Raw genomic sequence first — 25,437 nt, forward strand, 5'->3', positions numbered from 1 at the left:
AATTGTTACAAACAAGGGATGGGTAATATTATGTCACAACAATCTTTAAGTAAAATAATCGTCACTGGTGCGCTAGCTGGTATGGTTGGTGGCGGTGTTTTGTTATATGGACAACGGGAAGTTGCTAGCTTACAAACTAAAACTCAAAAAGTTGATACTAAAGCTAAACAAACAAAAGAGATTCCAACAAATGCTACCGCAACGTCTGCCTACAATAAAGTTTCAGATGCGGTTGTTTCGGTTCTAAATTTTTCTCAGACGAATAAAGAGACTTTTGCTGAGTCTTCTGAAGGTTCAGGAGTAATCTACAAAAAGGCGGGTGATGCAGCCTACATCGTTACGAATAACCATGTCATTAATGGTGCTGCAAAAATACAAGTTTTAATGCATAATGGCAAAAAAGTAGAGGCAACACTTGTTGGAAAAGATGCTATGACTGATTTAGCTGTTTTAAAAATTGATCCTTCTGATGTTACAACGACAGCATCATTTGGTGATTCAAATGACATTCAAGTTGGTCAGAAAGTATTAGCTATTGGGTCACCATTGGGTGCAAAATATGCTTCATCGGTTACAGAAGGCATAATATCTGCTAAAAAGCGATTAGTTGATGCCAGTTCCGAGGGGGGGCAGAATTACGGCGGATCAACTGTTATTCAAACAGATGCAGCAATTAATCCAGGTAACTCAGGAGGCCCACTTATCAATTTTGCTGGGCAAGTTGTTGGTATTAACTCAATGAAGTTGTCTTCATCAGCATCAGGGACAAATGTAGAAGGAATGGGATTTGCTATTCCTTCTGATCAAGTAGTAGACATTGTTAATAAACTAGCTAAAGATGGTAAAGTTACAAGGCCAGCTATTGGTATCGGTTTGGTAGACTTGTCTGCTGTAACAGTTGATGATCAAAAATCATTACTCAAAATACCAACTTCAATAACAGGTGGTGTGGTTGTCATGAGTACAACACCTGATGGTCCAGCTGCAAAAGCGGGCATGAAAAAATATGATGTGATTACAGCAATTGATGGCAAAGCGGTATCAGGGCAAGCAGATCTTCGTGAAGAATTATATAAACACAATCTAAATGATACTGTTACCATAACGTACTATCATCAGTCAGAGAAGAAAAATGTTAAAGTTAAATTGACACAAAAATTGGCAAGCTAATGTTCGCATTAGCTTTTTTTAGATCTTTTTGTGTTTTCTATTTGAAAAAAACTTTTTCCTGAAAATGTTGAAAACTTTGTTGAAAATGTGGATAAAAATATTAAAAAAGTGAAAATATTGTGGTTAATTACAATATTTTTGTGGATAACTTAGATAATTAATTAAAAAAATCTAAAATTGGATCAAAACACAAATAATTGAGTTTTTAATACTAAAAAACACAATGAACAAGTTGTTTTTAGTAATGTACGTTATTTATGTGTTAGTGATAATAAATTTCTACGAAATTTATTTAAATTAGACAATTATTTAACAATATATAGTGTTTCTATATTTATTGTAAAGGGAACACATGTGCTTATCCACAGCTGTGGATAAAAAAGTGGAAAACTGTGGATAAATACAAAATTTGTCGCTCATATTTGATTGAATCAAGCTAAAATAGCGTTGATAAAGTTATCCACTTTTATTTTAAAATTTAAATAATATGTGGATAAATAATCATACGAACAATATCACACTTGATATAATAGCAACATAGCATAAAATAAATATGTTTTGTTCGTGTGGAAATATGTGTAATGAGTCTTTTTAATAACGCATGATGATTTTACAGAAAGCTTAAGTGATATGAATATTAAATTAATTACAGTTGGTAAGTTAAAAGAAAAGTATTTAAAGGAAGGTATTGCCGAGTATAGAAAGCGTATCTCAAGATTTTCAAAGTTTGAAATGATTGAATTACCTGATGAAAAAACACCTGAAAATGCTAGTGAAGTGCAAAATCAGCAAATAATGTCGAAGGAAGCTATGAGAATTAATGCAAAAATTGGTCCACGTGATTATGTCATTGTATTAGCGATTGAGGGAAAACAATTGCCTTCAGAAAAATTCTCTGAAAAATTGGCTGATATTACTGTATCAGGGTATTCGAACATCACATTTATTATTGGTGGATCGTTAGGGTTAGATAAGCATATTAAGGAACGTGCTGATATGAAGGTCAGTTTTGGATTATTGACTTTACCTCATCAACTAATGCGCTTAGTATTGGTTGAACAAATCTATAGGGCTTTTATGATTCAGCAAGGTTCTCCTTATCACAAATAAAAAAGCACAACGTTGACGTTGTGCTTTTTTAAAATTACTTTGTTGTTGGCAATTCTTCTGATTTGCCTTTTGCCCATTGTTGCAACTTTGCGATAGCAGTTTGACGTTGCTTCTTGGCTGAGTTGTGTCCGACCTTACGAGCACGGGCGAATGAATTAAGTGGCTTCTTTAATGCCATGATGGGTACTCCTTTTTAAAATGATTTACATACAAGACATTATTATACGGCATAAATGTTTGAAAATCAACCTATATCAAGATAACTGTTAAAAAATAACCGTTTTTTAGGGTACAATAGATATATGAAATTATGGTCTGAAGAAACAATTAAATCATTTCGTACAACATTATTAAGATGGTACGATCAAGAGGGACGTGCTAATTTACCTTGGCGACTCAATCATGATCCTTATCGTGTACTAGTGTCAGAAATTATGCTCCAACAAACACAAGTAGATACGGTTTTACCATATTATGAACGCTTTCTTGATGTGCTACCCTCAGTGCAAGATTTGGCTGAAGCACCTGAAGAACAAGTGTTAAAGCTATGGGAAGGCTTGGGTTACTATTCTCGTGCACGTAATTTACAAAAGGCTGCTAAATTTGTTGTAGATGATTTGAAAGGATGCTGGCCTGAGAGTTCAGACGATTTACAAGAATTACCTGGTGTAGGACCTTACACAGCTGCTGCCATTGCTTCAATTAGCTTTAGTGAAGTTGTTCCAGCTATTGATGGGAATGCTTATCGTGTATTTAGCAGACTACTAAAGATAGATGCCGACATCGCTAATACTAAATCAAGAAAAATATTCTACGATGCTATTTTACCCATTGTTGATCCAAAGAGACCTGGGGATTTTAATCAAGCTATTATGGATTTGGGATCAAGTTATATGACAGCAAAGAATCCTGATAGTGAAAATTCCCCTGTAAAAGAATTCAATGCAGCATATTTAGATGGTGTCGAACTTGATTACCCAGTAAAGACAAAGAAAAAAAAGCCGATCAAACAACAATTTGTGGCCACTGTTACCGAAAAAGAAGGTAGGTTATTATTCGAGAAGCGACCTGAAAAAGGACTATTATCTGGATTCTGGACATTTCCACTTACGGAAATTCAAAACATTGAAGAAATCAAGGGTGAGCAGTTAACCATTAAACCAGTTATTCATGTATTCACACACAAACGATGGGAAATATGGTTGGTTAAACAAGCAATTACACCCAACAAAAATCAACAGTTTTTCAAACCTGACGAATGGCAACAACTATCGTTACCAACTTTACAACATAAATTGCTAAAAGCATTGGGGGAGTTATAATCATGTTTCCAAATACAAAATTGAAACATCTATTTTTTTGGACAATGGAGCTTTTAGGTATATCATTGCTGATATTTATTGTGTCAGGATTTGATTTCTTAATGCGTCCCATCTCTGTATTTATCTCAACGGTATTTGTACCATTGATTGTTTCAGGATTTTTATATTACATTTTAAAGCCATTGTTATCTTTAATTAAAAAAATGACTATACATGGTAAGAAATTACCACACCAGTTGGCAGTAATTATCACTTTTTTAATTTTTCTTGCTGTGATAGGCGGAGCCTTGATTATGTTAGTGCCTACTTTAATTAAAGAAGTGACTAATCTTGTAAGTGCATTACCAGGATTTGCGCAAGATTTACAACAGTATGCTACCAAAACTATGAACACGAAGTGGTTTAGCAATCTTAATTTATCATTAGATGTTTCAGAAGTTAAAAATGCTATTAGTAAGTACGCGGCTTCATTTCTAACCATTACAGCCGGAACATTGGGAGCAGTTGTGTCAAGCATTACATCATTTACCATTAATATGATAACAATACCGGTTGTTTTATTTTATATGCTAAGTGACGGAGAACGTTTGGTACCAGCTATCAAAAAAATGTTTCCTGAAAGACATGCTGAAAAAATATCTGAATTAACTGCAGAAATGGATCATACTATTGAAAAATACATTTCAGGGCAAGCGATTGAAATGGGATTTGTTGGTTTATCAATGACGATTGGTTATTTTATTATTGGGCAACCATATGCTTGGCTACTAGGTGTTATTGCAGGTATTACAAATATTGTGCCTTATATTGGCCCTTGGATTGGTGTTGTGCCATCATTAATTGTTGCAAGTACACAATCTTGGAAGCAGGTTGTTTTTGTATTAATTGTTATGACTGTAGTACAACAATTAGACGGTAATTTTATTTATCCAAATGTTATCGGGAAGTCATTAGCTATTCATCCATTAACTATTATGTTATTACTGATGGTAGCCGGAAATTTATGGGGTATCGTTGGGATGATTTTAATTATTCCTGTGTATGCCGTGTTACGGGTAATTGTTAAATTTGGTATTGAATTATTTTCACTGACGAGAGCAGAATAGTTTATATTAAAATAAAAAAGGTATTGACGAATCTTAAATTATCAAGTAAACTAATATAGTTGTGTTAGCAACTACATGCGGGTGTGGCGGAACTGGCAGACGCGCTGGATTTAGGTTCCAGTGCCGCAAGGCGTGCAGGTTCGATTCCTGTCACCCGTATAAGAGAATCGAGTGTTCTCTGGGGTATCTAGTATATGAAATATACTTGAGTACTTAGAGTTGCCGACTTAGCTCAGTTGGTAGAGCATCTCACTAGTAATGAGGGGGTCAACGGTTCGAATCCGCTAGTCGGCATAATCAAAAAGCACTAATCTTAGATTAGTGCTTTTTATTTTGTAGTCTAGTGTGCTTTACAATATAGTGATTTCATTTTATAATACTAGTGTGTTAAACAACATAGTAAAGAGGTCTTTTCAGTATGAAGCAACAAGTGTCTAGTCAAATGCTCAAAGGTATTTTGCAAGGAATGATGTTGATTATTTTAGAAAAACAGCCAGACTATGGCTATGGTATTAGTAAACAAATAAACAAATACGGTTTGGCGGAAATTCCAAAAGGTACAATTTATCCACTATTAACAACCATGGAGAAACGGGGGTTAGTGGTAGGCAAGATGCGAGCATCTGCAGATGGACCAGATCGAAAATACTATTATGTGACATCAGTCGGTGTTGAAGCCAAACAAGAATTTATTTTATCGTGGGAAACATTGTCAGGGGCAGTTAATAGTTTGATTAATGAGGGGGAATGACATGAATATCAAAAAAATGATTACGCAAAATAATCAATTAAGAGAAAAATTGACTAATGAAAATAAAGTTTATTATGAAAATTTATTACTCTATTTACGATTTGAAGGTATCATGCGGGATGAAGAAAAAATAGAGGCGTTCTTATTAGAAGTATTGCAAGATATCTTATTAGCCCAACAAGATGGTATATCTGCTAAATCTTATTTTGGGAAAGAACCCAAAGTTATAGCAGATGACTTTCTTGTAACTTTACCACGTAGCTTATGGGAAGGGATTAAATTATTCTTACTTGTTCTAGTTAGTTATGCTGGTAGCAGTATATTACCATCGTTAACTACAACTGGAAAACCAATAGATATTGGTATAATGGTTATTACTAGCATATACGCTTTCATTGTTATTATGGTTTCGTTTAAATACTTGGCCAGTACAATATATAAATTAACTGTTTTTATCAAGCATAAGGTGATTCGGTTGCTGGTATTATGGGTTGTTTTAATGGTTATTTTGGCGCCTGTGCTACTCATCAATTTTTGGGTACATACACCGTTCAAGATTAATGTTAATGGGGTATTAGGTATTGTTATAATCATGGTATTATGGTTAATTGGGTTATTTTTTTATTTGAGAATAGCCGATAACAAATTTTGGACACCATTTGTTTTTGTAGCATTTGTATTTGGTGTAATGGGTATTGCAGCCAGATTACCGTATCTCGCAACGTTTATTAACGTTAACTCAGGTCGTTATGTTTATGCTGGTCTTATGATTTTTACTATGGTAATTTTCTACCTCATCAGTTATTTGACCATCAGAAACATGAAAAAAGATACAAATGAACATTAAAAAACCAAACTGTACGACAGTTTGGTTTTTTAATGCGTTAATCACGACGTGTTAACTTGACAACGCCTTCCCAACGCGCAGTTTGTGGAAACATGTCAATACTTTGAATGTAATCAACCTTGTATGCTTTGGTTAAATCAACTAAATCGCGTGCCAGCGTTGATGCGTTACATGAAATATAAACAAATTTCTCTGGTTTTGTCCGAATAATTTCACGTCGTAACGCGGTATCTAAGCCAGTACGCGGTGGATCAACCACCAACGCGTCAGCTAACCAACCTTCGGTTTGCCATTTTGGAAAGAGTACTTCAGCAGTGCCAACTTCATACTTAGCATTTGAGATATGATTAATTTTAGCATTGATATTAGCGTCGTCAACAGCTTCAGGAATGATTTCCATGCCACGGACTTCGCCAGCTTTATCAGCAAGGCTGAGACCAATTGTACCAACACCAGCATATGCATCGACGAGTTTATCGGCATGTGTTAAATTAAGTGCCGACAGTGCCTCATTATAGACAACGGTCATTTGCGTGTGGTTTAACTGCATGAATGCACGCGGTGATAGTTGGAATGTCTTACCCATCACCGTTTCTTCAATATAATCTTTGCCCCATAACTTAATAGTCTCTTCACCCCAGACAAGGCTCGTACGACCGGGGTTGAAGTTTTGGAAAATACCATTAACTTCTGGTAATGCTTGGTTAATTGCTGCAATAAGTGCGACATCACCAGGGAACCCATCGGTATTTGTGACGAATGTTAATTGTACGTCACCTGTGGTGTGTGACACACGGGCGACAATTGTTTTAACTGTACCACGATTCTTATCTTCATTATAAATAGATACTGATAATTTATCTAATAGATCACGTACGGTGCGTAACACTTTCATTGTCGCTGGTGATTGTGTATGGACAATGGGTAAATCAACTAGTTCATGACTGCCACGCTTGTACATGCCAACACTAAGTACATCATCAATTTTGCGAACGGGGAACTGCGCCTTATTGCGATATTCATAAGGGTTAGCCATGCCAATCGTGTCACGTAGGTCATACTCTGACCAGCCTTTTGGTTGGAATTTTTCTAGTGATTGCGCAATAATATCTTTTTTAAAGGCTAATTGCGCAGAGTAAGTCATGTGCTCAAGTTCAAAACCACCAACTTCATCAGCGAATGTATCTAATGGTTTTACACGATTGGGTGATTTTTCACGAATTTTCAAGACCTTGGCGGCAATATATTTTGGCTGGACGTCTGTTACTTTGACAACAGCGACTTCATTGGGTAAAACGCCGGGAACAAAGACAATCTTACGCTTAAAGTAACCAATGCCCTCACCGTTAATTCCCAAACGTTTGATTGTTAATGGAAAATTCTGTCCAATACGCACAGCAACGCCATCAGTTGAGGCGCGCCGCTGACCATGTTGTTTACGTGGATCAAAATGCTTGCCATAATAGGTCTTTTGGCCTGGTTGAGACTTTGATTTAGATGAATAAGCTCTTTTTTGTTTTTTATTTTCTGTCATAGTTTGTGTGCTGATAACCAGCACAATCCTTTCTGCATTGCAATGCCATGGTGACGTTGTTATCTAACTAGTATAACAGCTGTGTCAATTTAAAATAGTTTACAAATGTAAGTGTTTTGCACTTGTGTTATAACACAAGTGTGTTATAATTATTGTTGTAAAGGAGATGTGGAAAAATGACAAGAAGCATGAACTTTATCAACCGCAGTCACGTTCGTGTCCGCGGACAAACATTAAGTTGGAGTAAACGATGATGAGATTTGATATTAAGGCGTATTTGGATGATAATTCGCTAACAATTTATAGAGTAGCGAAAGATTCTGGTTACGGCTATACAACGATTCACAAGTCGTTTAACAAGACGCAATCGGATGCAACGAGTTTAAATGTGAGAGACTTAGATGCCTTAGCAAAAGCGCAACACAAAGCAATGTGGGAGGTTCTTCGTGATCTCGAACAATTGTATTTTGACTCCGATCAGCACAAGTAATCAGCTATGTTTATCATATTTTAGGGGATGAGTGATAACTGATGAGCACATGTAAAAAGGGGATTTTAACACATGGCAAATAATAACTTTTTTAACGATCCATTTGGATCAGATATGAATGACATTTTTAACAACATGATGGGCAACATGAATGGCTATAACAGTGAAAATAGACGTTATCTTATCAACGGTCAAGAAGTCACACCCGAGCAATTTGCTCAATATCGTCAGAGTGGCAAGCTACCACAAGGTGGTCAGCAAGGACAAGTTTCTGGGAATGGTCGAATGACTGCCCAACAACCAGGTCAGCCTAAGCAAGAGGGTATGTTGGCAAAGCTAGGACGTAATTTGACTCAGGAAGCACGTGATGGCTTGCTTGATCCAGTCATTGGTCGTAACAAAGAAATTCAAGAAACAGCAGAAATATTGGGCCGTCGTACAAAGAATAATCCTGTTTTGGTTGGAGATGCTGGTGTTGGAAAAACAGCCGTTGTTGAAGGCTTGGCCCAGGCAATTGTTAATGGGGATGTGCCAGCAGCGATTAAAGACAAGGAAATTTATTCAATTGATATTTCAAGTTTAGAGGCCGGTACGCAATTCCGAGGTGCCTTTGAAGAAAATGTTCAAAATTTGATGAAAGAAGTTAAGGCAGCTGGAAACGTTATCTTATTCTTCGATGAAATTCATCAAATTCTAGGTGCCGGCTCAACAGGTGGAGAAGATGGTGGTAAAGGATTAGCAGATATTATCAAGCCAGCATTGAGCCGTGGTGAAATTTCATTAATTGGTGCAACGACCCAAGATGAGTATCGTAACACTATCATGAAGAATGCAGCGTTGGCACGACGCTTTAACGAAGTAACAGTTAATGCGCCATCTGCAAAAGACACGCTAGAGATTTTGAAGGGAATTGCTGCTTTATATGAAAAGCATCATCATGTATCACTCCCTGCAGAAGTCTTAAAGGCGGCTGTAGATTATTCTGTACAATATATTCCACAACGTTCACTACCAGATAAGGCAATTGACCTGTTAGATATGACAGCCGCACATTTAAGTGCTAAGAATCCTGTCACTGATAAGGTCAGTCTGGAAAAAGAATTAAGTGAAGCCAAAGCAAAGCAAGACAAGGCTGTAGCAGACGAGGACTTTGAAGCAGCCTTAAACCAAAAGAATCGTATTGCGGAGTTGGAAAAGAAAATTGATGGCGCTGATGAAGCCACAAAGGTTGTGGCAACAACAAATGATGTGGCGGAATCCGTTGAACGCTTAACTGGTATTCCTGTATCGCAAATGGGTGCTTCTGATATTGAGCGCTTAAAGACAATTGGGCAGCGTTTAGCTGGTAAAGTTATCGGTCAAGATGAAGCGGTCAACATGGTTGCACGTGCTATTCGTCGAAACCGTGCTGGATTTGATGAAGGAAATCGTCCAATTGGTAGTTTCTTATTTGTGGGACCAACAGGTGTTGGAAAGACAGAGTTAGCTAAGCAGTTAGCATTAGATATGTTTGGTTCAAAAGAAAATATTATCCGATTGGACATGTCAGAATATTCTGATTTAACAGCTGTTTCTAAGTTAATTGGTACAACAGCAGGGTACATTGGTTATGATGATAATAGCAACACACTGACAGAAAAAGTTCGTCGTAACCCATATTCAATTGTGTTATTAGATGAAATTGAAAAGGCTAATCCTCAAGTACTAACTTTATTACTTCAAGTAATGGACGATGGTCGTTTAACTGACGGGCAAGGTAACGTAGTTAATTTCAAAAACACTGTGATCATTGCAACATCAAATGCTGGATTTTCAGATAAGAGTGATGGTAAACTGATGGATAGATTATCACCTTATTTCCGACCAGAATTCTTAAATCGATTTAATGGTGTTATTGAATTTTCAGCATTGAGTAAAGAAGATTTGAAGCAAATTGTTGACTTAATGTTAGATGATGTCAATAAAACATTAAGCAAGAAAGACTTAGCACTTCAAGTCTCTGAAGAAGTTAAAAACCATTTGATTGAAGAAGGATTTGATGAAGCTATGGGTGCACGACCATTACGCCGTGTTATTGAACAACAAATTCGTGATCAAGTGACTGACTTCTATCTCGATAATCCTGGTGAAAAGCATTTGAGTGCCGATTTAGTTGATGGTAAAGTAGTTATTTCGGCAGTGATTGATAAGTAATTAATAGCAGTATATGTGACTGATAGACAGTTTGTCTATCAGTTTTTTATTCATAATTAATTAATTCGGTTACAATAATTTTGTTTTGTTAACTATTTCACTAAATAACAGTAGTATAGTCTTTGAAAAGTGTTATAAAATTATTGGAGGTTTTTTAAAATGAACTTTTTATAGGCATTGGAACGTACTTTTAGTAATACAAATATTGTGATTGCTATCATATCTACAGTGTTTATTATTCTAATTGGATATATTATGCGTAAAAATAATATTTTTAGTGCCGATTTTGCTAAAGTATTGTCGAAGGTTGTGCTCAGCGTTGCATTACCAGCTTTAGCATTTACATCTTTTATGCAACCAATTAATACCAAGACATTGAGTCAATGTACAAATGTTTTGATTTGGGGCATTGTCATGTATATCATTTTGATTTTTGTGATGAATCCCTTTTTTCGAATTTACAAGACACAAGGTGATCGGCAGATGACTCTAAAAGTCCTGTCGATTTTCGGATCAACCACTTTTTTTGGATTACCGATTGTCGGGGCGGTTTGGGGAGCTAAGGGCATATTGTATGGTTCTGTATTTAACATAGGTTATCGAATTTTTTTGTTGAGGCAAGCCAAAAAGATAATTGATATTAAAAATATTAATTTGTTGCTGCTAGATGTATATTTACCCGATGGTAAGGGAATAGACTTTTTAACATACTTGAGACAAGTTAATAATAGCATAGCAGTGATTATGATTACTGCTGCTGATGATCGTGAGACAATTGTGCAAGCGATGAATAATGGTGTCGTTGATTATTTAATCAAACCTTTCCAATTAAGAAGGTTTGAAAAAGAAATCAATAAATTTTTTATCATGGAAAAAATACCTTTAGATAAGAAAAAATTATCACAAAAAGATATTAACATTTATTTTCAAGGTAATAACATTATGAATGGCAAGAATATTGATTTACCCAAAGGTATCTCCAAAGTTACCTTAAAAATGATGGTAATCAACATTTTATCGTTTCCGAATACATTTTCAAATAAAGATTTATCTGATAGTGTCAAATTATCACGTGTAACGACTAAAAAGTACTTAGATTATCTAGTTTCACAAGACTATTTAAAAGTCAAAGTAATATACTTGGATATCGGCAGACCACTTTCAATATATCTTATTAATCATGATAAGATTGATAATCTTCGTCGTATATCATCACAATGATGATTATTCAACATGCAATACTACATATTTTGGATACCAATACTGGTAGTTTAATTGTGTCATAAGGTGAAATGATCTTAGATCTTTCAGGAATACAAGAGTATATTGAACAAATAGTAGAAAAAATTTATGTAGGGGATGTCAAAAAAGGTACCTTAACGGTGCATGACTATCTTGCAATAGTGTTAAATAATGCTGACTTTTATTTGGTATTAAATCAGGCGGTCTTACCAGCAGCAACGCAGACAGTTGATGAAGCCATTTTAGTTGATTTAATAACACAACAATACCATTTATTGGAGAAAAAAATACCTTATTGCTGGTCATCGTGTCGCTTACTTTTCTGAAAGATTCTTAGCTATTAAACCTGAAACATCTGTAAAAGAAAATATGCAGATTATTAGGCGTACTGTCAAAAATATTGCTGACAAATATGATAATTTACCAGCGCATGAAGGGTTAGCCAAAACACAAGAAGTGATTTATGATGCCTTAGAATCTGGACAATTAGACACAACTACTATTGCAAAAAAAGTGTTTTCAGACAATTTGACTGCTAAAATGCAATATCAAGAAAAAATAGTGGCACAGGTAATCGATAAAACTATTACCATTGAAAATAAAGAAAAGTATCAGAAAAAGTATCGCACACAAAAATTTAAGCTAGATTCTGGTAGCGAAATCTCTATTCCTATATCAATTTATCAAGATCCGTCAAAGGTCGAATTTGTGAACAATTTGAATGGACAATGTCTTTAGTAATTAAAGATATTGAAAGTGTCTTCAATATCTTTAAGGTTTAGTTGTGTTTAAAAAAAACGAAGAATTTTACTGTATAATTGATGTAATAAATTAAGGAAAGGAAGTACACAGGGGGGAGAAATGTGTACAACAAAAAAATGCCATATCAAGATTCATATGTTGCCAAAATACGTGAATATGTTGGGCATGACTTTGAACTCGTCATGCCAACAACAGATGTTGTGATCGAAAATGCTCGTGGAGAGTTATTGATGATTTTTAATCGTGACTTTAATGGATGGGCATTTCCTGGCGGTTATATTGAGCCTGAATTATCTTGGCAAGAAAATGCTGCACGAGAAGTATTAGAAGAAGCAGGAATACGTGCGCATCCGCAAGATTTGAGATTAATTGGATCTATTTCTGGTAAAGAATTTAAAGCAAAGTATCCTAATGGTGATTTGACCAAACTATATACTAATATATTTTATCTCACAAACTGGTCATCAGAAGAAGCTGAAATTGATGAAACCGAAATTGATGATAAAAAGTGGGTATCTCCTAAAACAATTGACCACTTACATTTGACTTTCTCAGGAAGGGCAGTTTATCGTCTATTTCGTCAATATAAAAAGTCAAATGATGTACAAATGTTGACACTTAATTCTGCACTACAACGGTTTATTGATGCACAAAATGGGGAAATTGTTGGTGTAAATAATTATCAAGATGCGCTAAATGAATTAGCTAAAGGACGTAAATTAACGCATTGGATGTGGTTTGTTCTACCACAATTAAGAGATTTAGGAAAAAGTGAACGCGCAGTCTATTATGGTATTAATGGAGTACAAGAAGCGCATGATTATCTTGAAGACGATATATTAAGTGAGCGTCTGAACAAAATTATAATGATTTTATTATCACTTGATGAAACTAATCCAGTAACAATATTTGGGTCTGTAGATGCTGACAAACTGCAAGCCAGCATGACATTGTTTAGTTGCGTTGATAATGAGAGTGATTTATATCAAAAAGTATTGGACAAATTTTTTGCTGGTCAACAACATGATGATACACTGTCCTTAATAAAATAAAAAGCATGTCTATAATGAGACATGCTTTTTATTATGCTCCTGTGTAATTAGGATCTAATTTGTTAACTGGCGGTGTAAACTTTCTCATTGATTCAGCTAAGTGAACAAAGTGTGTTACCAGATGATGATTAGGCGCTTGTGTCCCGTTTTTATCAGCTAAATCGGCAATCCAACCATTAATATAATCAACTTCAGTTGGACGTCCTTTAACGAAATCCTGATACATTGAAGGGAAATGAAGCGGATTAGCTACATTTGAGACGTAGTCTACTTGGGCAACCATCTCATCGCGGGTTTCAATTAACTGAATACCTGCTGCTTCAGCAGCATCGTACGCCTCATTAATTAATGGCCTTGCAATACCTTCTAAGAAACCATCGTAAGCCATTAGTTGTCCCATACGAGATTGAAACATTGTTGCAATCGAATTTTCAACAGCATTAAAAAATACTTTAGTTAATAGAGTACCCATAAAGTTTTCAGTATAAGTTGGGTTTAAATGAGCAGCCGTGAAATCTTTTTGAAGAGCATCCATAGTTTCTGACGGCTTTTCAGTGAGATTAGCATAAACAGATGAACCTGCACCTTCAGCTCCCATGAAATCAACATCACCAAAATCATTAAGTACAGTGGCAATCATTGCTGTACCACCAATGATATGAGAATCATCAAAATATTTTTGAAGTTTTTCAATATGACCCATACCATTCATAGCACCAACAGCCGTTTGCCCAGTTTTGAATTTCGGTGCTAAACGATCGAGAGCATCTTGTAGTTGCATTTGCTTCATAAAAAATATCCAGACATCAGGTGTTCCGGTGTATTCTTCTGGAGAAAAGATATTTATTTTAATTTCGTGACGATCCTTGTGATCTCGAGATTTCCAAACCTTATCGCCTTGTTCGTGAATTTTATCTAAACTAGCCTGTGTTGGTTCTACAAAGTCGACAGGCACACCAGCATTTTCTTGTAATAGAATGCCGTAACGTAGCCCCATTGCACCAGCACCAACCATTGCATATTTCATATGATAACCCCTCTTTGTATTTTATGACATAATTCTAATCTTATTCACATTTTAAGTCAAGTTAGATTATAAAAATTAGACTATGAACATAACTATATTTACCGTATAATATGTGATATAGTGCATTATGCACGTTTTAAGCGAAGGAAGTTAACATGTCTAAAGAAATTTATCTAACAGGCGATCGTCCAACTGGAAAACTTCATATTGGACATTATATAGGTTCATTAAAAAATAGAGTCGCAATGCAAAATTCTGGCGATTTTGAGCCATTTGTAATGATTGCTGATACACAAGCATTCACCGATAATGCTAGAAATCCTGAAAAAATACGCCAATCATTAACAGAGGTAGCACTAGATTATCTTGCCGTTGGAATTGATCCGACTAAAACAACGATTTTTGTTCAATCTCAAATTAAGGGTCTATTTGAATTAACGGAATATTTTATGAACTTAGTTTCTGTTGCGAGATTACAGCGCAACCCGACAGTTAAATCTGAAATTAATCAAAAAGGTTTTGGAGAAAGTTTGCCAGCGGGCTTTTTAACTTATCCAGTATCTCAAGCTGCTGATATCACGATATTCCGAGCAACTAAGGTACCAGTCGGTGATGATCAAGAACCAATGATTGAACAAACACGTGAACTAGTACGTTCGTTCAATAATGCTTATAATAGTGACGTTCTTGTTGAACCAGTTGGTGTTTTTCCTCCAAAAGGCCAAGGAAGATTACCGGGAATAGATGGTAACGCTAAAATGTCCAAATCATTGGGCAATGGTATTTATATTTCCGATGATGCCGATACTTTAGTCAAAAAAGTTAAATCAATGTATACTGATCCACTGCATATTAATATTGATGACCCTGGTCATCTTGAAGGAAATGTGGTGTTTACTTATCTTGATATTTTTGATCCCGATAAAAAACGTGTTCAAGAATTGAAAGATCATTATACATCAGGTGGATTAGGTGATATGAAACTAAAAAAACACCTAATTGATGTTATGGAGGCAGAAATGTCACCAATACGTCAACGTCGTGAAATGTTTGCACAAGATATGCCAGCTGTACTAAAAATGTTGCAAGAAGGATCTAATAGAGCCAACATGGTTGCCGAAGCAACTATGAAGGATGTACGTCATGCAATGGGTGTAGATTATTTTAGCTAAAATAATCACATAATATTTTCGACAATTAATAGCATTAACTCATCTACTATAAATAGCTATCAAATTGACACTATTTTGGAAAAATGATATGATGTTTAGGTTATCAGAGAGGTTGCGACCAACAAAAGTAATGTAAATGAGTTTGCCAAAAACATTGAATTTGCATGAAAGGGGCGGTTGCCGAAATATTACTGAAGGCAAAGTAATATTGGGCTAGCAATTAATAATTGTTAGACTGTCACGTAAACGTGGTGTGCTTTGAAAAGTTAATGTTAAAATGACTTTTTAGACCTCTTTCTATATTAGAAAGGGGCTTTTTATTTGCCCCAATTAGGGAGATTTTTATGACAGAAAACAGTAATGGTGAAATGAAGCGTAACCTGAAAACACGTCATGTATCTATGATTGCTTTGGGTGGCTCAATTGGGACAGGGTTATTTGTTGCTTCTGGTGCGACAGTAGCACAAGCAGGCCCCTTTGGTGCTATTGTGGCTTACTTGGCTATAGGAATTATGGTTTATTTTTTGATGACCAGTCTTGGCGAGATGGCAACTTATTCACCAACGTCAGGATCGTTTTCAGATTATGCAGGTAAATATGTTGATCCAGCATTAGGATTTGCAATGGGATGGAACTATTGGTTTAATTGGGCAATTACATTAGCAGTCGATATTGTTGCTGTGGGATTGGTTTCTAAATTCTGGTTTCCACATACCCCAGCATGGATATTTTCGTCTGTTGCGTTACTATTAATTTTTTTGATTAATTTGTTTTCAGTTGGTGCTTTTGGTGAAGCAGAATTTTGGTTATCAATGATTAAGGTCATAACTATTATTGCCTTTCTTGTTGTAGGTATAGCAACAATATTTGGTATTATTCATTCAGATATTAATGTTATGAAAAACTTGTCTGTTGGGAACCATGGCTTTGTTGGTGGTCCGCAAGCTATACTCTCAGTATTTGTGGTTGCAGGCTTTTCGTTTCAAGGAACTGAACTAATTGGTATAACTGCTGGTGAAGCCAAAGATCCAGATAAGTCAGTGCCTAAAGCAATTAATCAGGTTTTCTGGCGGATATTGCTCTTTTATATATTAGCCATTTTTGTTATTTCTGCTTTGGTATATTATCAGGACCCACGTTTGTTAAGCTCATCGACAGAAAATATCGCAGTATCACCTTTTACAATTGTTTTTAAAAATGCTGGGATAGCCTTTGCAGCTAGCTTGATGAACGCTGTTATTTTAACATCAATTGTATCATCGGCTAATTCAGGTTCGTATGCATCAACACGCATGTTATATGCTATGGCAAGAAAAGGTGAAGCGCCTAAAATCTTTGCTAAAGTCTCAAAACGTGGTGTTCCGGTAGCGGCATTGATACTTACAACGGCTATTGGATTATTAGCTTTTATTTCTAATACTAAAGGCGGTTCAGTGGCTTATACTTGGCTGGTTAATGCTTCTGGGTTGACTGGATTCATTGCTTGGGTTGGTATTGCTATTTCACACTATCGTTTCCGAAGAGCTTATGTTAAACAAGGTAAAGATTTGAATGATTTGAAATATAAAGCTAAGTGGTTCCCATTTGGGCCTTTATTTGCGCTCATCATTTCAATTGGCGTAATAATCGGGCAAGATCCGGGTAGCTTTGCTAATCTAAATCTGGAAAAAATAGCTGTTACTTATTTGTCTGTACCACTATTCATCGTGCTTTATTTTGTGTACAAAGTACGTCATAAAACAAAGATGATCAAACTAGAAGAGGTTGATTTAGAGAAAAAATAATCAAAAATCATTGGGGAATAACCAATGATTTTTTTAACACACAAAGTGAAATTATTACACCAACTGGTGGTAATGCAGCTGAGGCGGTACGCTACTTAACTGCTTTGAACCATACATTACGTGCATCGCTTAATGCAGATGAATTATTATGGCCAATGTCTTTGCCACCTATTTTACCGGAAGATTTGACTAAAATTGAGTTATCACATGTAACCGAAGAAAAAGCAAATTATTATAAGAATTGGTTAAAAAACCATGATATTAGAAGAGCACTTCCCACAGGTGTGCATATTAATATAAGTTTTGATGCTGCATTAATTGATTCTTTACATGCTTATACCCTAGAGGGATATCCAACTAAACCGGAATTAAAAAATGCATTATTTGAAAAAATTGTACATGGCTTTATTCAGTATCGATGGCTATTAACATATTTATTTGGCGCTTCTCCCGTTGCAGAAAAGAATTATTATGTGGATCAGGTTCCTGAATCTCCAGTCCGTTCGTTAAGATCTTCACGCCAATATGGGTTGTTTAGTGCTTATCGTGGTGATTATAGCTCAATTGCTTCCTATGAGTCGAGTTTACTCAAAGCTATTTCTGACAATGAGATTCAGAGTGAGTCAGAATTTCATGGCCCAATTCGTTTAAAAGCGGCTGATGAAATTAAAGGTATGACAGATAAAGGATTGTCGTACATTGAGTTGAGAATGTTAGATTTGGACCCTAGTTCTTCCATCGGAATACGTGCTTCTACAGTTAGGTTTTTAAGATTGTTAACCATGTATTTTGTGATGACACCAGATACTTGGCAAAATAACTCTCAAAAAATAGCGGATCAAATGAATGAAACAGTTGCTTTAGAACCGGCAAAATCAATGACTTTATATCAAACACAGGCCCTGGCTTTTATGTCTGATTTAGAAGAATTTTCTGCATTAGTTGATTATGCTATTGCTAGAGCACAAATGTACCAAGATTTTGCTGATAATGAAGTTAAACATTTACGTGTGTATAAGAAATCAATTAATGGTCAAGAGATGAGTGAGGAAGAACTACGCGTTATGTTATTTGATCAACCATGGCGTCACGTGGAGTATCCCGAATATATTGAATAATACATTAACCGGAATGTGATGAAATATTTCCGGTTTTTATAGTTATATCACATATATTTCATAGCTCTAATTGCTGGAACAGTATAGTATCAAATCAAGATAGGAGAAAATCATGAGTCCAATATTTATGTTAGGTGTTAACATTTTGTCTATATATTTTTGTTTTTGGCTACTTAAACCAATAAATTTTGCTAAAATAATGCCTTATACACCGCAACAAGCAGCTTTACTCAAAGTAGTGTTATCAATTGTTGTTGGATATCTGCTAGCTAGTTTTTTTATTGCCATTACAAATTGGATATTAGATTTTCCAGCGACACTATTGGGTAAGTAGGAAAAAACCAACTAAAAATATGTTATAATTGACTAGATTATGTAGACAATTTGGTGAAAAACACCCGTTTATAAAAATAAAATACTGGAGAATAAGAATGGCAAAAGATATTGGCATTGACTTGGGAACAGCCAATGTTCTCATATATGTAGAGGGTAAAGGAATCGTTTTAAACGAACCTTCAGTTGTAGCCGTAGATGATAAGAGCGATCGTGTTTTGGCGGTTGGATCAGAAGCATATCGTATGGTTGGACGTACACCGGGAAATATACGAGCTGTTCGTCCTTTAAAAGATGGTGTTATTTCTGACTTCGATGTGACTGAAGCAATGTTAACTTATTTTGTGGATAAGTTACATGTCAAGGGATTCATGTCTAAGCCAAATATTATGATTTGTGCGCCAACTAACATTACAGAAATTGAACGAAAAGCAATTATTCAAGCAGCTGAAAAGGCTGGAGGAGCTAAAGTCTATCTTGAGTATGAACCCAAAGTTGCTGCAGTTGGCGCTGGGTTAGATATTTTCAAACCCATTGGGTCAATGGTTATTGATATGGGCGGCGGAACCTCAGACATTGCGGTGCTATCTCTTGGTGATATTGTTGTTTCTGAATCAATCAGGGTAGCTGGCGATAAGATGAACTTCGACATTGTTAGTTATCTAAAGCGTCGTCACAATCTTATTGTCGGAGAGCGTACAGCTGAAACGATTAAGATTCAAATTGGATCTGCTTTGCCAGTTGATGAACCACTAACTATGGAAGTGCGTGGACGTGATAACTTTGAAGGAATGCCTAAAACGGTAACTATTAATTCAAACGAAGTTGAAGAATCTTTGCACGATACATTACAACAAATTGTGAGAGCTGCTCACTCAGTTCTAGCAAAACTACCACCAGAATTAGCAGCCGATATTATTGATCGTGGCATTATGTTAACAGGTGGTGGGGCATTATTGCATGGGATGGATCAGTTATTGTCAGATGCTTTAGAAGTCCCAGTTGTAGTCTCAGATTCTCCATTAGACAATGTCGCTAAAGGAGCAGGGGCACTTCTTGAACACATGAAAGCAACACATAAGGGATTATAAAATGCGCAAGAAAAATCAGAATTTTGGTGTTGAATTGATCGACATTGATGGTCAAACACAAGTCATGATTGACAATAAACAAATCGGGCATGTAGAAGTCAGTGACAGAGGGTTTTCAGGATACTTTGGTAAGCAAGCGGTTATTAACCAAGCAAAAACCCAAGATGAAGCTATTCAAGCTATTTTAGCCAGTTTTAATTTATATCAGTAAACATGGATAAAAAGCCCTTATCATTAAAGTAAATGATAAGGGTTTGTACATAGGTGAGGGAACATTAGATGCAAAATATACCATCACGACAAATTAGTAATCGTACTTCAGGATCTGAGCTTGATTGGGGAATTATACTATCACTGTTATTATTTATGATTATTGGTTTGAGTTCGATTTTTGAAGCAGCATTACATTCACAATATGGGAATGTTCAAATGGCACTACGTGCTACCTTTATTCAAGGATTATTTTGGGTAATTAGTGCGGTTATCATTGCTTTTCTGCTTCGATTTGATGCCTCACAATTATGGCGTTTAGCACCTATTGGCTATGCGCTTGGTATTTTTTTACTAATAGCTATCTTACTATTCTACGATAGGGCGATGGCAGCTTCCACGGGTGCCAAATCTTGGTTTGTTTTTGGACCAGTGTCTTTTCAGCCTTCTGAAGTTGTAAAACCAGCTTTTATTTTAATGTTGAGTCGTGTAGTTGCTCAGCATAATCGAATATATGAACATCATTCTGTACAATCAGATTGGCTACTTCTGGGAAAAATGGCACTGTGCTTTTTGCCTATTGCCTTGCTTATTTCGATGCAACCGGATTTGGGAACATTATTAGTATTCATGTCAATTTTTGGAGGAGTCACACTTGTCTCTGGTATCACCTGGCGTATTTTAGGACCAGTTATAGCTGTAGCTGCTACGGTCGGGGCAACGTTATTAGCTTTGGTCACATCATCGTCAGGGAAAGTTATTTTGGATGCACTTGGGTTTAAATTGTACCAGTTTGATCGAATACAAACTTGGCTTCATCCAGATCAGGATACATCTTCTTCAGGGTATCAAACTTATCAAAGTCTAAAAGCGATTGGTTCAGGACAAATAACAGGACAAGGTTTTGGACACCTCAAAGTATATGTACCTGTTAGAGAATCAGATATGATTTTTTCTGTTATTGGCGAAAGTTTTGGTTTCGTCGGTGGTACTTTGCTTATTATTTTATATTTTGCATTAATTTACCGTTTAATCAAAGCAACGTTTAGAGCGCAAAATGCATTTTATGCTTATATTGCGACAGGTGTTGTTATGATGGTTATGTTTCATGTATTTGAAAATATTGGTATGAGTATTGGTTTACTACCTTTAACAGGTATTCCGTTACCTTTTATTTCACAAGGTGGGTCGTCTTTACTTGGTAATATGATTGGTGTGGGATTGATATTGTCAATTGGCTACCAACAACAAAAAACAACTTTTACAGAATCGACAGGTTTTTCTATCTGATGAGTAATTTAATTCAGTTGCAAGAACAATTTATAAACATAAGAGAAAAAACTCGTTCTGGCGAAATTTTTCAGTCTCTTGGAGATAAAATTGCCAGTGTGTTAAATGATGCTGAAAGAGACGCGTTAACTGATATTCAATTACCCCAAAATGGGGAAGCGGCATTAGAAATCATAAAACGTTATAATCGTCAGTCAGAATCAAGTAATACTGATCATCAAAACATATACAACGTTGACATGATCTCAGATAATGATTTACTAATTGTTGTTCAGCAATTAGCAAATCCATTACCAAAATTTCGTGATACGGGTGCTTTTTTTTTCATCAGTGACGTTATTCAAAACGATTTAATAACTGAAAAACAAATGCATTGGCTAATGGCATATTTGATTGATGATACACGACTATTTGGCCATATATTTGAGCCTAATAATGATGCAATATATCAAAGATCTTTTGCTATCTTAGTCATATCGTTATTACTATTTACTCACCGTACGCGTAAATCATTTTTGACTGTTAATGAATTAGATCATGTCATCAACAAAGTTGCGTTATATGCTGCTTTAGAGCGTGACACACGCGGATTTATTGGTACAAATGGATGGGCACACGCATTTACACACATTGCTAATGCTATTGCTGAATTATTAATGTTTCCTCATCTGATGCGAGCTGATAAGTTATTTTTACTGGCTAGTATGTTAGCAGGTTATCGTGAATTGCAACAACCACTAATGATGGGCGAGACAGAGCGAATTGTTGAAGTCACTAATTTCAGTGCCAACAAACATGCTGTTTATCATGATTATGTGTTATTAACATTGAAATTATGGCGCAAAGATTTAGTAACTAGGAAACCACCACAAGATGAAGGTAGATGGCATCAAATGTACAATAGAACGCGATTTTTTAATACACTGATGCTGCGGGGGAGAGATGATGTTCCAGAAAAAATATATGCCTACATCGAGCAGACTAGAGATTTTTTAACATAAATTTCTAAGTATTGCAGTTGAATATTACTTTATTTTGATATATAAAAAGTTGGAGAAAAATAATGACTAAAAAACATGTTGCTTTAATATTTGGTGGAAACTCTTCAGAACACGATGTCTCAAAAAGATCAGCGCAAAACTATTATGATGCTATTATGGGAACTGGAAAATATGATGTTACCGTATTTGCAATCGCTCAAAATGGCTATTTCCTTGATCCTGAAAGTTCTAAACGCGTTCTAGCGCTCGAAGAAGAGCAACCAATTGTTGATTCATTTATGACTAAAGTAGATCAAAATGATCCGTTAGCGCGTATTGAATCTCTGCGTGAAGCAGGAAATTTTGATATTTTTTTCCCAGTTGTACACGGAAATTTGGGAGAAGATGGCACCTTACAAGGTTTGTTTAAGTTGCTGAATAAGCCTTATGTTGGGGCACCTCTTCGTGGACATGCGGTCAGTTTTGATAAAGTGTTGACAAAAGAATTGTTGACAATTAATGATGTTCGTAATACAAAATATATTGTTGTAGATCAGAAAACTGTTAAAGAGTGGTCGTGGGAAAAAATAGTTGAGACACTAGGAAATGTGGTTTTCGTAAAAGCAGCTAATCAAGGGTCGTCAGTTGGAATTTCACGTGTGAAGTCAGCTGAAGAATATGCAATAGCATTGGCAGATTCTTTCCAGTATGATTACAAAGTATTGATTGAACAAGAAGTTAAAGGTCCTCGTGAACTTGAGGTGGGCGTGATTGGTAACGATGAATTATTAGTTTCTGAAATAGGCGCACATCATGTACCAGAACAAGGAGATGGCGAGGGGTGGTACGATTATAATAATAAATTCGTTGATAATTCAGGTGTTCAATTCGAAATTCCCGCAAAGTTACCATATGAAGTTACAAGAGAAGTTAAGGAAATGGCTCTAAAAGCTTATAAGGTACTGAATCTAAGAGGTGAAGCGAGAATGGATTTCTTGCTTGATGAAAATAACGTGCCTTATCTTGGAGAACCTAACACATTACCAGGCTTCACTAATATGTCTTTGTTTAAGCGTTTATGGGATTACTCTGATATTGATAATGTAAAATTAGTTGATATGATGATTGACTATGGCTTTGCAGAATTTAATAAAAATGCTCAACTTAGTTATGATTTTGTGAGTTTGGGCGAAGAAAAAATAGGGAAGTTTAAGTAATGGTAAAAAATATTAGACACGACAGTTTTGATGGTAAAGCAATAAGAGTAGCTCGAAAAAAAATGCATTTGTCACAAGTTGAGTTAGCCGAGGGCATTACCACACAAGCTACTATTTCGCTTGTTGAAAATCAAAACCGAGTACCTAATGCTGATGTTTTACTTGCTATTTTAGATCGTTTGAATCTTGATATGTCTGAATTTGTATCTGGTGATTTTTTGACCCAAAAAGCCAAAGAATTACTGGGAAAAGTTGTGCTACAGATGAAGCATGATGCGTTGTCAGAATTTGCTGATTTTGAAAAAGCTTTAAGTCAAAACGCGCCAACAGTCCAAGCTTACTATATTTTGAAAGCAGCGAATGCTTGTTATAATGAAAAAAATTATGATCAAGTGATTGCGTTTGCAAATAAGGCAGTTGATGAGAATACACCATCATTAGGTGATTTTTACTTATTTTATGCATATCGTCAAATGGGAACGAGCTACTATTTTAAAGGCGATATAAAAACAGCTCAAGAAAAATTTGAAACAGCGTTTAGTTTGGAACCTAATTTAATAAGTGCCGGAGACATGGAATTCCATGGTGCTTTAAAAGGTAGACAATATTATGCCGAATTTCTCGTTGAAATCAATCAATTAGATAAAGCGGCTGATATTTTATTAGAAGCTTTGGAAGCATTGCGTAAAAGAGTAGATTTGCTCTGGGTTCCAGATTTAAATGAATTGTTAGCTAAAGTAGAGCAAAAAAGAGGTAATAATTCTGAAGCTCAAAAGCGTATACATTATGCACATGTTGCTGCGTATTTGTCTAATAGAAAAAAGACAGAAGCACATCTTGCGGAATTAGATAAGGTTAAAATATAACAAAAAGCTTTCATGCCAAAACATGAAAGCTTTTTGTTTTATATTTTAACTACGAACAACTAGTACATCGACTTTAGCCGTGCGTGTGACAAACTCTGTCACTGATCCAATAACTAAACGTTCAACAGCATTTAAACCAGTAGCACCGATAACAATAATATCAGCAGCTACTTCGTTTGGCACTTCTTTAGCAATGAGTGTCTTTGGTGAGCCATATTCGATCAAATAATCAACATTCTTGACGCCTGCATCTAGCGCTTGTTGCTTATAGTTTTCAAGACTTTTACGGGTCTCGTCTGAAACAGCCTCTACCATTGTGTCATCAAAACTAGCAACATTTTGGAATGCTCGCGTATCAATAACATTCAAAATAGACAGTACACCATTTTCACCGGCATGATTAGCTAATTCAATAGCACGTACAAGTGCAGCTTCTGATTCTTTTGAACCATCCATTGGTACTAAAATTTTATTATAGTTTGCTGTCATGAATTTTCTCCTTATGTGTATCTATGCACTAAGTATAACGCTTTCATTGAAAAAATAATAGCATATTTTAAATTTTGTCTAATATTTTAAAAAAAGCGTTCACATTATGTGAACGCACGGGACATGCCCGGAATACTCATGATACCGTTAATCGCTACGCAGATTTTCCTCGAATTCATCGAGGTGGATAGTTCATATTAATTGTCAGATTACCAAATGAAAGGGCAGATCTTTTAAGTCAATAATTCCTGTCCGTAATAAAGGTTGTAAGGAAAAAACTG

Annotated in this window: 23 protein-coding genes, 2 tRNA genes, 3 pseudogenes and 1 riboswitch; of the genes and pseudogenes, 24 read left to right on the forward strand and 4 right to left on the reverse strand. The window is 35.6% G+C overall.

Annotation, left to right across the window (positions count from 1 at the left end; translation table 11 throughout):
• Nucleotides 1–30 precede the first annotated feature (30 nt).
• The gene (locus tag K5Q12_RS05025; RefSeq protein WP_220742615.1) at nucleotides 31–1,170 is read left to right on the forward strand and encodes a S1C family serine protease; all 1,140 of its coding nucleotides are present in this window, start codon (nucleotides 31–33) and stop codon (nucleotides 1,168–1,170) included.
• Nucleotides 1,171–1,800: 630 nt separating this feature from the next.
• Entirely contained in the window at nucleotides 1,801–2,280 is a 480-nt protein-coding gene (gene rlmH / locus K5Q12_RS05030; RefSeq protein ID WP_220742616.1) for a 23S rRNA (pseudouridine(1915)-N(3))-methyltransferase RlmH, read from the forward strand.
• 34 nt (nucleotides 2,281–2,314) lie between these two features.
• Here rlmH and K5Q12_RS05035 read toward each other — a convergent pair whose 3' ends face one another.
• Nucleotides 2,315–2,458 carry a hypothetical protein gene (locus K5Q12_RS05035; RefSeq protein WP_220742617.1) on the reverse strand — a complete coding sequence of 48 codons (144 nt, stop codon included), beginning with the start codon at nucleotides 2,456–2,458 and terminating at the stop codon, nucleotides 2,315–2,317.
• 124 nt (nucleotides 2,459–2,582) lie between these two features.
• On the opposite strand from K5Q12_RS05035, the gene mutY reads away from it, so the two are divergent.
• The 6 genes from mutY (at nucleotide 2,583) to K5Q12_RS05065 (ending at nucleotide 6,306) form a co-directional block, all read left to right on the forward strand.
• Entirely contained in the window at nucleotides 2,583–3,602 is a 1,020-nt protein-coding gene (gene mutY / locus K5Q12_RS05040; RefSeq protein WP_220742618.1) for an A/G-specific adenine glycosylase, read from the forward strand.
• 2 nt (nucleotides 3,603–3,604) lie between these two features.
• The gene (locus K5Q12_RS05045) at nucleotides 3,605–4,708 is read left to right on the forward strand and encodes an AI-2E family transporter (RefSeq protein WP_220742619.1); all 1,104 of its coding nucleotides are present in this window, start codon (nucleotides 3,605–3,607) and stop codon (nucleotides 4,706–4,708) included.
• 77 nt (nucleotides 4,709–4,785) lie between these two features.
• Nucleotides 4,786–4,867, forward strand: a tRNA-Leu gene (locus K5Q12_RS05050).
• Nucleotides 4,868–4,929: 62 nt separating this feature from the next.
• A tRNA-Thr gene (locus K5Q12_RS05055) sits at nucleotides 4,930–5,002 on the forward strand.
• Between the two features lie 124 nt (nucleotides 5,003–5,126).
• Nucleotides 5,127–5,459, forward strand: a complete 333-nt coding sequence (locus tag K5Q12_RS05060) for a PadR family transcriptional regulator (RefSeq protein WP_004899525.1) — start codon at nucleotides 5,127–5,129, stop codon at nucleotides 5,457–5,459.
• 1 nt (nucleotide 5,460) lies between these two features.
• Entirely contained in the window at nucleotides 5,461–6,306 is an 846-nt protein-coding gene (locus K5Q12_RS05065; RefSeq protein WP_220742620.1) for a hypothetical protein, read from the forward strand.
• A gap of 37 nt (nucleotides 6,307–6,343) precedes the next feature.
• Here K5Q12_RS05065 and rlmD read toward each other — a convergent pair whose 3' ends face one another.
• Nucleotides 6,344–7,840, reverse strand: coding sequence for a 23S rRNA (uracil(1939)-C(5))-methyltransferase RlmD (rlmD, locus tag K5Q12_RS05070; RefSeq protein WP_220742621.1), 1,497 nt, complete (start codon nucleotides 7,838–7,840; stop codon nucleotides 6,344–6,346).
• A gap of 253 nt (nucleotides 7,841–8,093) precedes the next feature.
• On the opposite strand from rlmD, the gene K5Q12_RS05075 reads away from it, so the two are divergent.
• The 6 genes and pseudogenes from K5Q12_RS05075 to K5Q12_RS07265 all read left to right on the forward strand — a co-directional run.
• Entirely contained in the window at nucleotides 8,094–8,330 is a 237-nt protein-coding gene (locus tag K5Q12_RS05075) for a transcriptional regulator (protein ID WP_220742650.1), read from the forward strand.
• Between the two features lie 72 nt (nucleotides 8,331–8,402).
• On the forward strand, nucleotides 8,403–10,523 hold the full coding sequence (locus K5Q12_RS05080) for an AAA family ATPase (protein WP_220742622.1): 2,121 nt from the start codon (nucleotides 8,403–8,405) through the stop codon (nucleotides 10,521–10,523).
• Nucleotides 10,524–10,700: 177 nt separating this feature from the next.
• Nucleotides 10,701–11,744, forward strand: a complete 1,044-nt coding sequence (locus tag K5Q12_RS05085; RefSeq protein ID WP_308442791.1) for an AEC family transporter — start codon at nucleotides 10,701–10,703, stop codon at nucleotides 11,742–11,744.
• Nucleotides 11,744–12,547 (forward strand): annotated as a pseudogene (locus tag K5Q12_RS05090) (nucleoid-associated protein). Before K5Q12_RS05085 ends, K5Q12_RS05090 begins: the two are co-directional and overlap by 1 nt.
• Before the next feature lie 162 nt (nucleotides 12,548–12,709).
• A pseudogene (locus tag K5Q12_RS07260) lies at nucleotides 12,710–13,063 on the forward strand (NUDIX domain-containing protein); the annotation flags it as partial.
• A gap of 102 nt (nucleotides 13,064–13,165) precedes the next feature.
• Nucleotides 13,166–13,579, forward strand: a pseudogene (locus K5Q12_RS07265) (DUF1810 domain-containing protein); the annotation flags it as partial.
• A gap of 31 nt (nucleotides 13,580–13,610) precedes the next feature.
• Here the strand turns inward: K5Q12_RS07265 and K5Q12_RS05100 are convergent.
• On the reverse strand, nucleotides 13,611–14,606 hold the full coding sequence (locus K5Q12_RS05100) for a ketopantoate reductase family protein (protein ID WP_220742623.1): 996 nt from the start codon (nucleotides 14,604–14,606) through the stop codon (nucleotides 13,611–13,613).
• 155 nt (nucleotides 14,607–14,761) lie between these two features.
• Between K5Q12_RS05100 and trpS the strand changes: the two genes are divergently transcribed.
• From trpS to K5Q12_RS05150, 10 genes are all read left to right on the forward strand, one after another.
• The gene (gene trpS / locus K5Q12_RS05105) at nucleotides 14,762–15,778 is read left to right on the forward strand and encodes a tryptophan--tRNA ligase (protein ID WP_220742624.1); all 1,017 of its coding nucleotides are present in this window, start codon (nucleotides 14,762–14,764) and stop codon (nucleotides 15,776–15,778) included.
• 98 nt (nucleotides 15,779–15,876) lie between these two features.
• Nucleotides 15,877–16,045, forward strand: a riboswitch (Lysine riboswitch).
• Nucleotides 16,046–16,122: 77 nt separating this feature from the next.
• A complete protein-coding gene (locus K5Q12_RS05110; RefSeq protein WP_220742625.1) occupies nucleotides 16,123–17,562 on the forward strand; it encodes an amino acid permease in 1,440 nt (479 codons plus the stop codon).
• Between the two features lie 17 nt (nucleotides 17,563–17,579).
• Nucleotides 17,580–18,680, forward strand: coding sequence for a hypothetical protein (locus K5Q12_RS05115; RefSeq protein WP_281418953.1), 1,101 nt, complete (start codon nucleotides 17,580–17,582; stop codon nucleotides 18,678–18,680).
• A gap of 112 nt (nucleotides 18,681–18,792) precedes the next feature.
• On the forward strand, nucleotides 18,793–19,014 hold the full coding sequence (locus K5Q12_RS05120) for a DUF1146 family protein (RefSeq protein ID WP_220742627.1): 222 nt from the start codon (nucleotides 18,793–18,795) through the stop codon (nucleotides 19,012–19,014).
• Between the two features lie 97 nt (nucleotides 19,015–19,111).
• Nucleotides 19,112–20,104 (forward strand): rod shape-determining protein, encoded by a 993-nt coding sequence (locus K5Q12_RS05125; protein WP_220742628.1) that lies wholly within the window; start codon nucleotides 19,112–19,114, stop codon nucleotides 20,102–20,104.
• Nucleotide 20,105: 1 nt separating this feature from the next.
• Complete coding sequence (locus K5Q12_RS05130) at nucleotides 20,106–20,315, forward strand: DUF2969 family protein (protein ID WP_220742629.1); 210 nt, start codon at nucleotides 20,106–20,108, stop codon at nucleotides 20,313–20,315.
• A 68-nt stretch (nucleotides 20,316–20,383) separates the two neighbouring features.
• A complete protein-coding gene (locus K5Q12_RS05135) occupies nucleotides 20,384–21,604 on the forward strand; it encodes an FtsW/RodA/SpoVE family cell cycle protein (protein ID WP_220742630.1) in 1,221 nt (406 codons plus the stop codon).
• Complete coding sequence (locus tag K5Q12_RS05140; RefSeq protein ID WP_220742631.1) at nucleotides 21,604–22,605, forward strand: DUF2785 domain-containing protein; 1,002 nt, start codon at nucleotides 21,604–21,606, stop codon at nucleotides 22,603–22,605. Before K5Q12_RS05135 ends, K5Q12_RS05140 begins: the two co-directional genes overlap by 1 nt.
• 62 nt (nucleotides 22,606–22,667) lie before the next feature.
• The gene (locus tag K5Q12_RS05145) at nucleotides 22,668–23,801 is read left to right on the forward strand and encodes a D-alanine--D-alanine ligase family protein (RefSeq protein WP_220742632.1); all 1,134 of its coding nucleotides are present in this window, start codon (nucleotides 22,668–22,670) and stop codon (nucleotides 23,799–23,801) included.
• Nucleotides 23,801–24,667: a helix-turn-helix domain-containing protein gene (locus tag K5Q12_RS05150; protein WP_220742633.1), complete on the forward strand. Its 867-nt coding sequence runs from the start codon at nucleotides 23,801–23,803 to the stop codon at nucleotides 24,665–24,667. Before K5Q12_RS05145 ends, K5Q12_RS05150 begins: the two co-directional genes overlap by 1 nt.
• A gap of 45 nt (nucleotides 24,668–24,712) precedes the next feature.
• On the opposite strand, the gene K5Q12_RS05155 is transcribed toward K5Q12_RS05150, so the two are convergent.
• Nucleotides 24,713–25,156 (reverse strand): universal stress protein, encoded by a 444-nt coding sequence (locus K5Q12_RS05155; RefSeq protein ID WP_220742634.1) that lies wholly within the window; start codon nucleotides 25,154–25,156, stop codon nucleotides 24,713–24,715.
• Nucleotides 25,157–25,437: the final 281 nt, after the last annotated feature.

It is taken from the genome of Leuconostoc palmae, assembly GCF_019656075.1.
GTDB classification, from domain to species: domain Bacteria; phylum Bacillota; class Bacilli; order Lactobacillales; family Lactobacillaceae; genus Leuconostoc; species Leuconostoc palmae.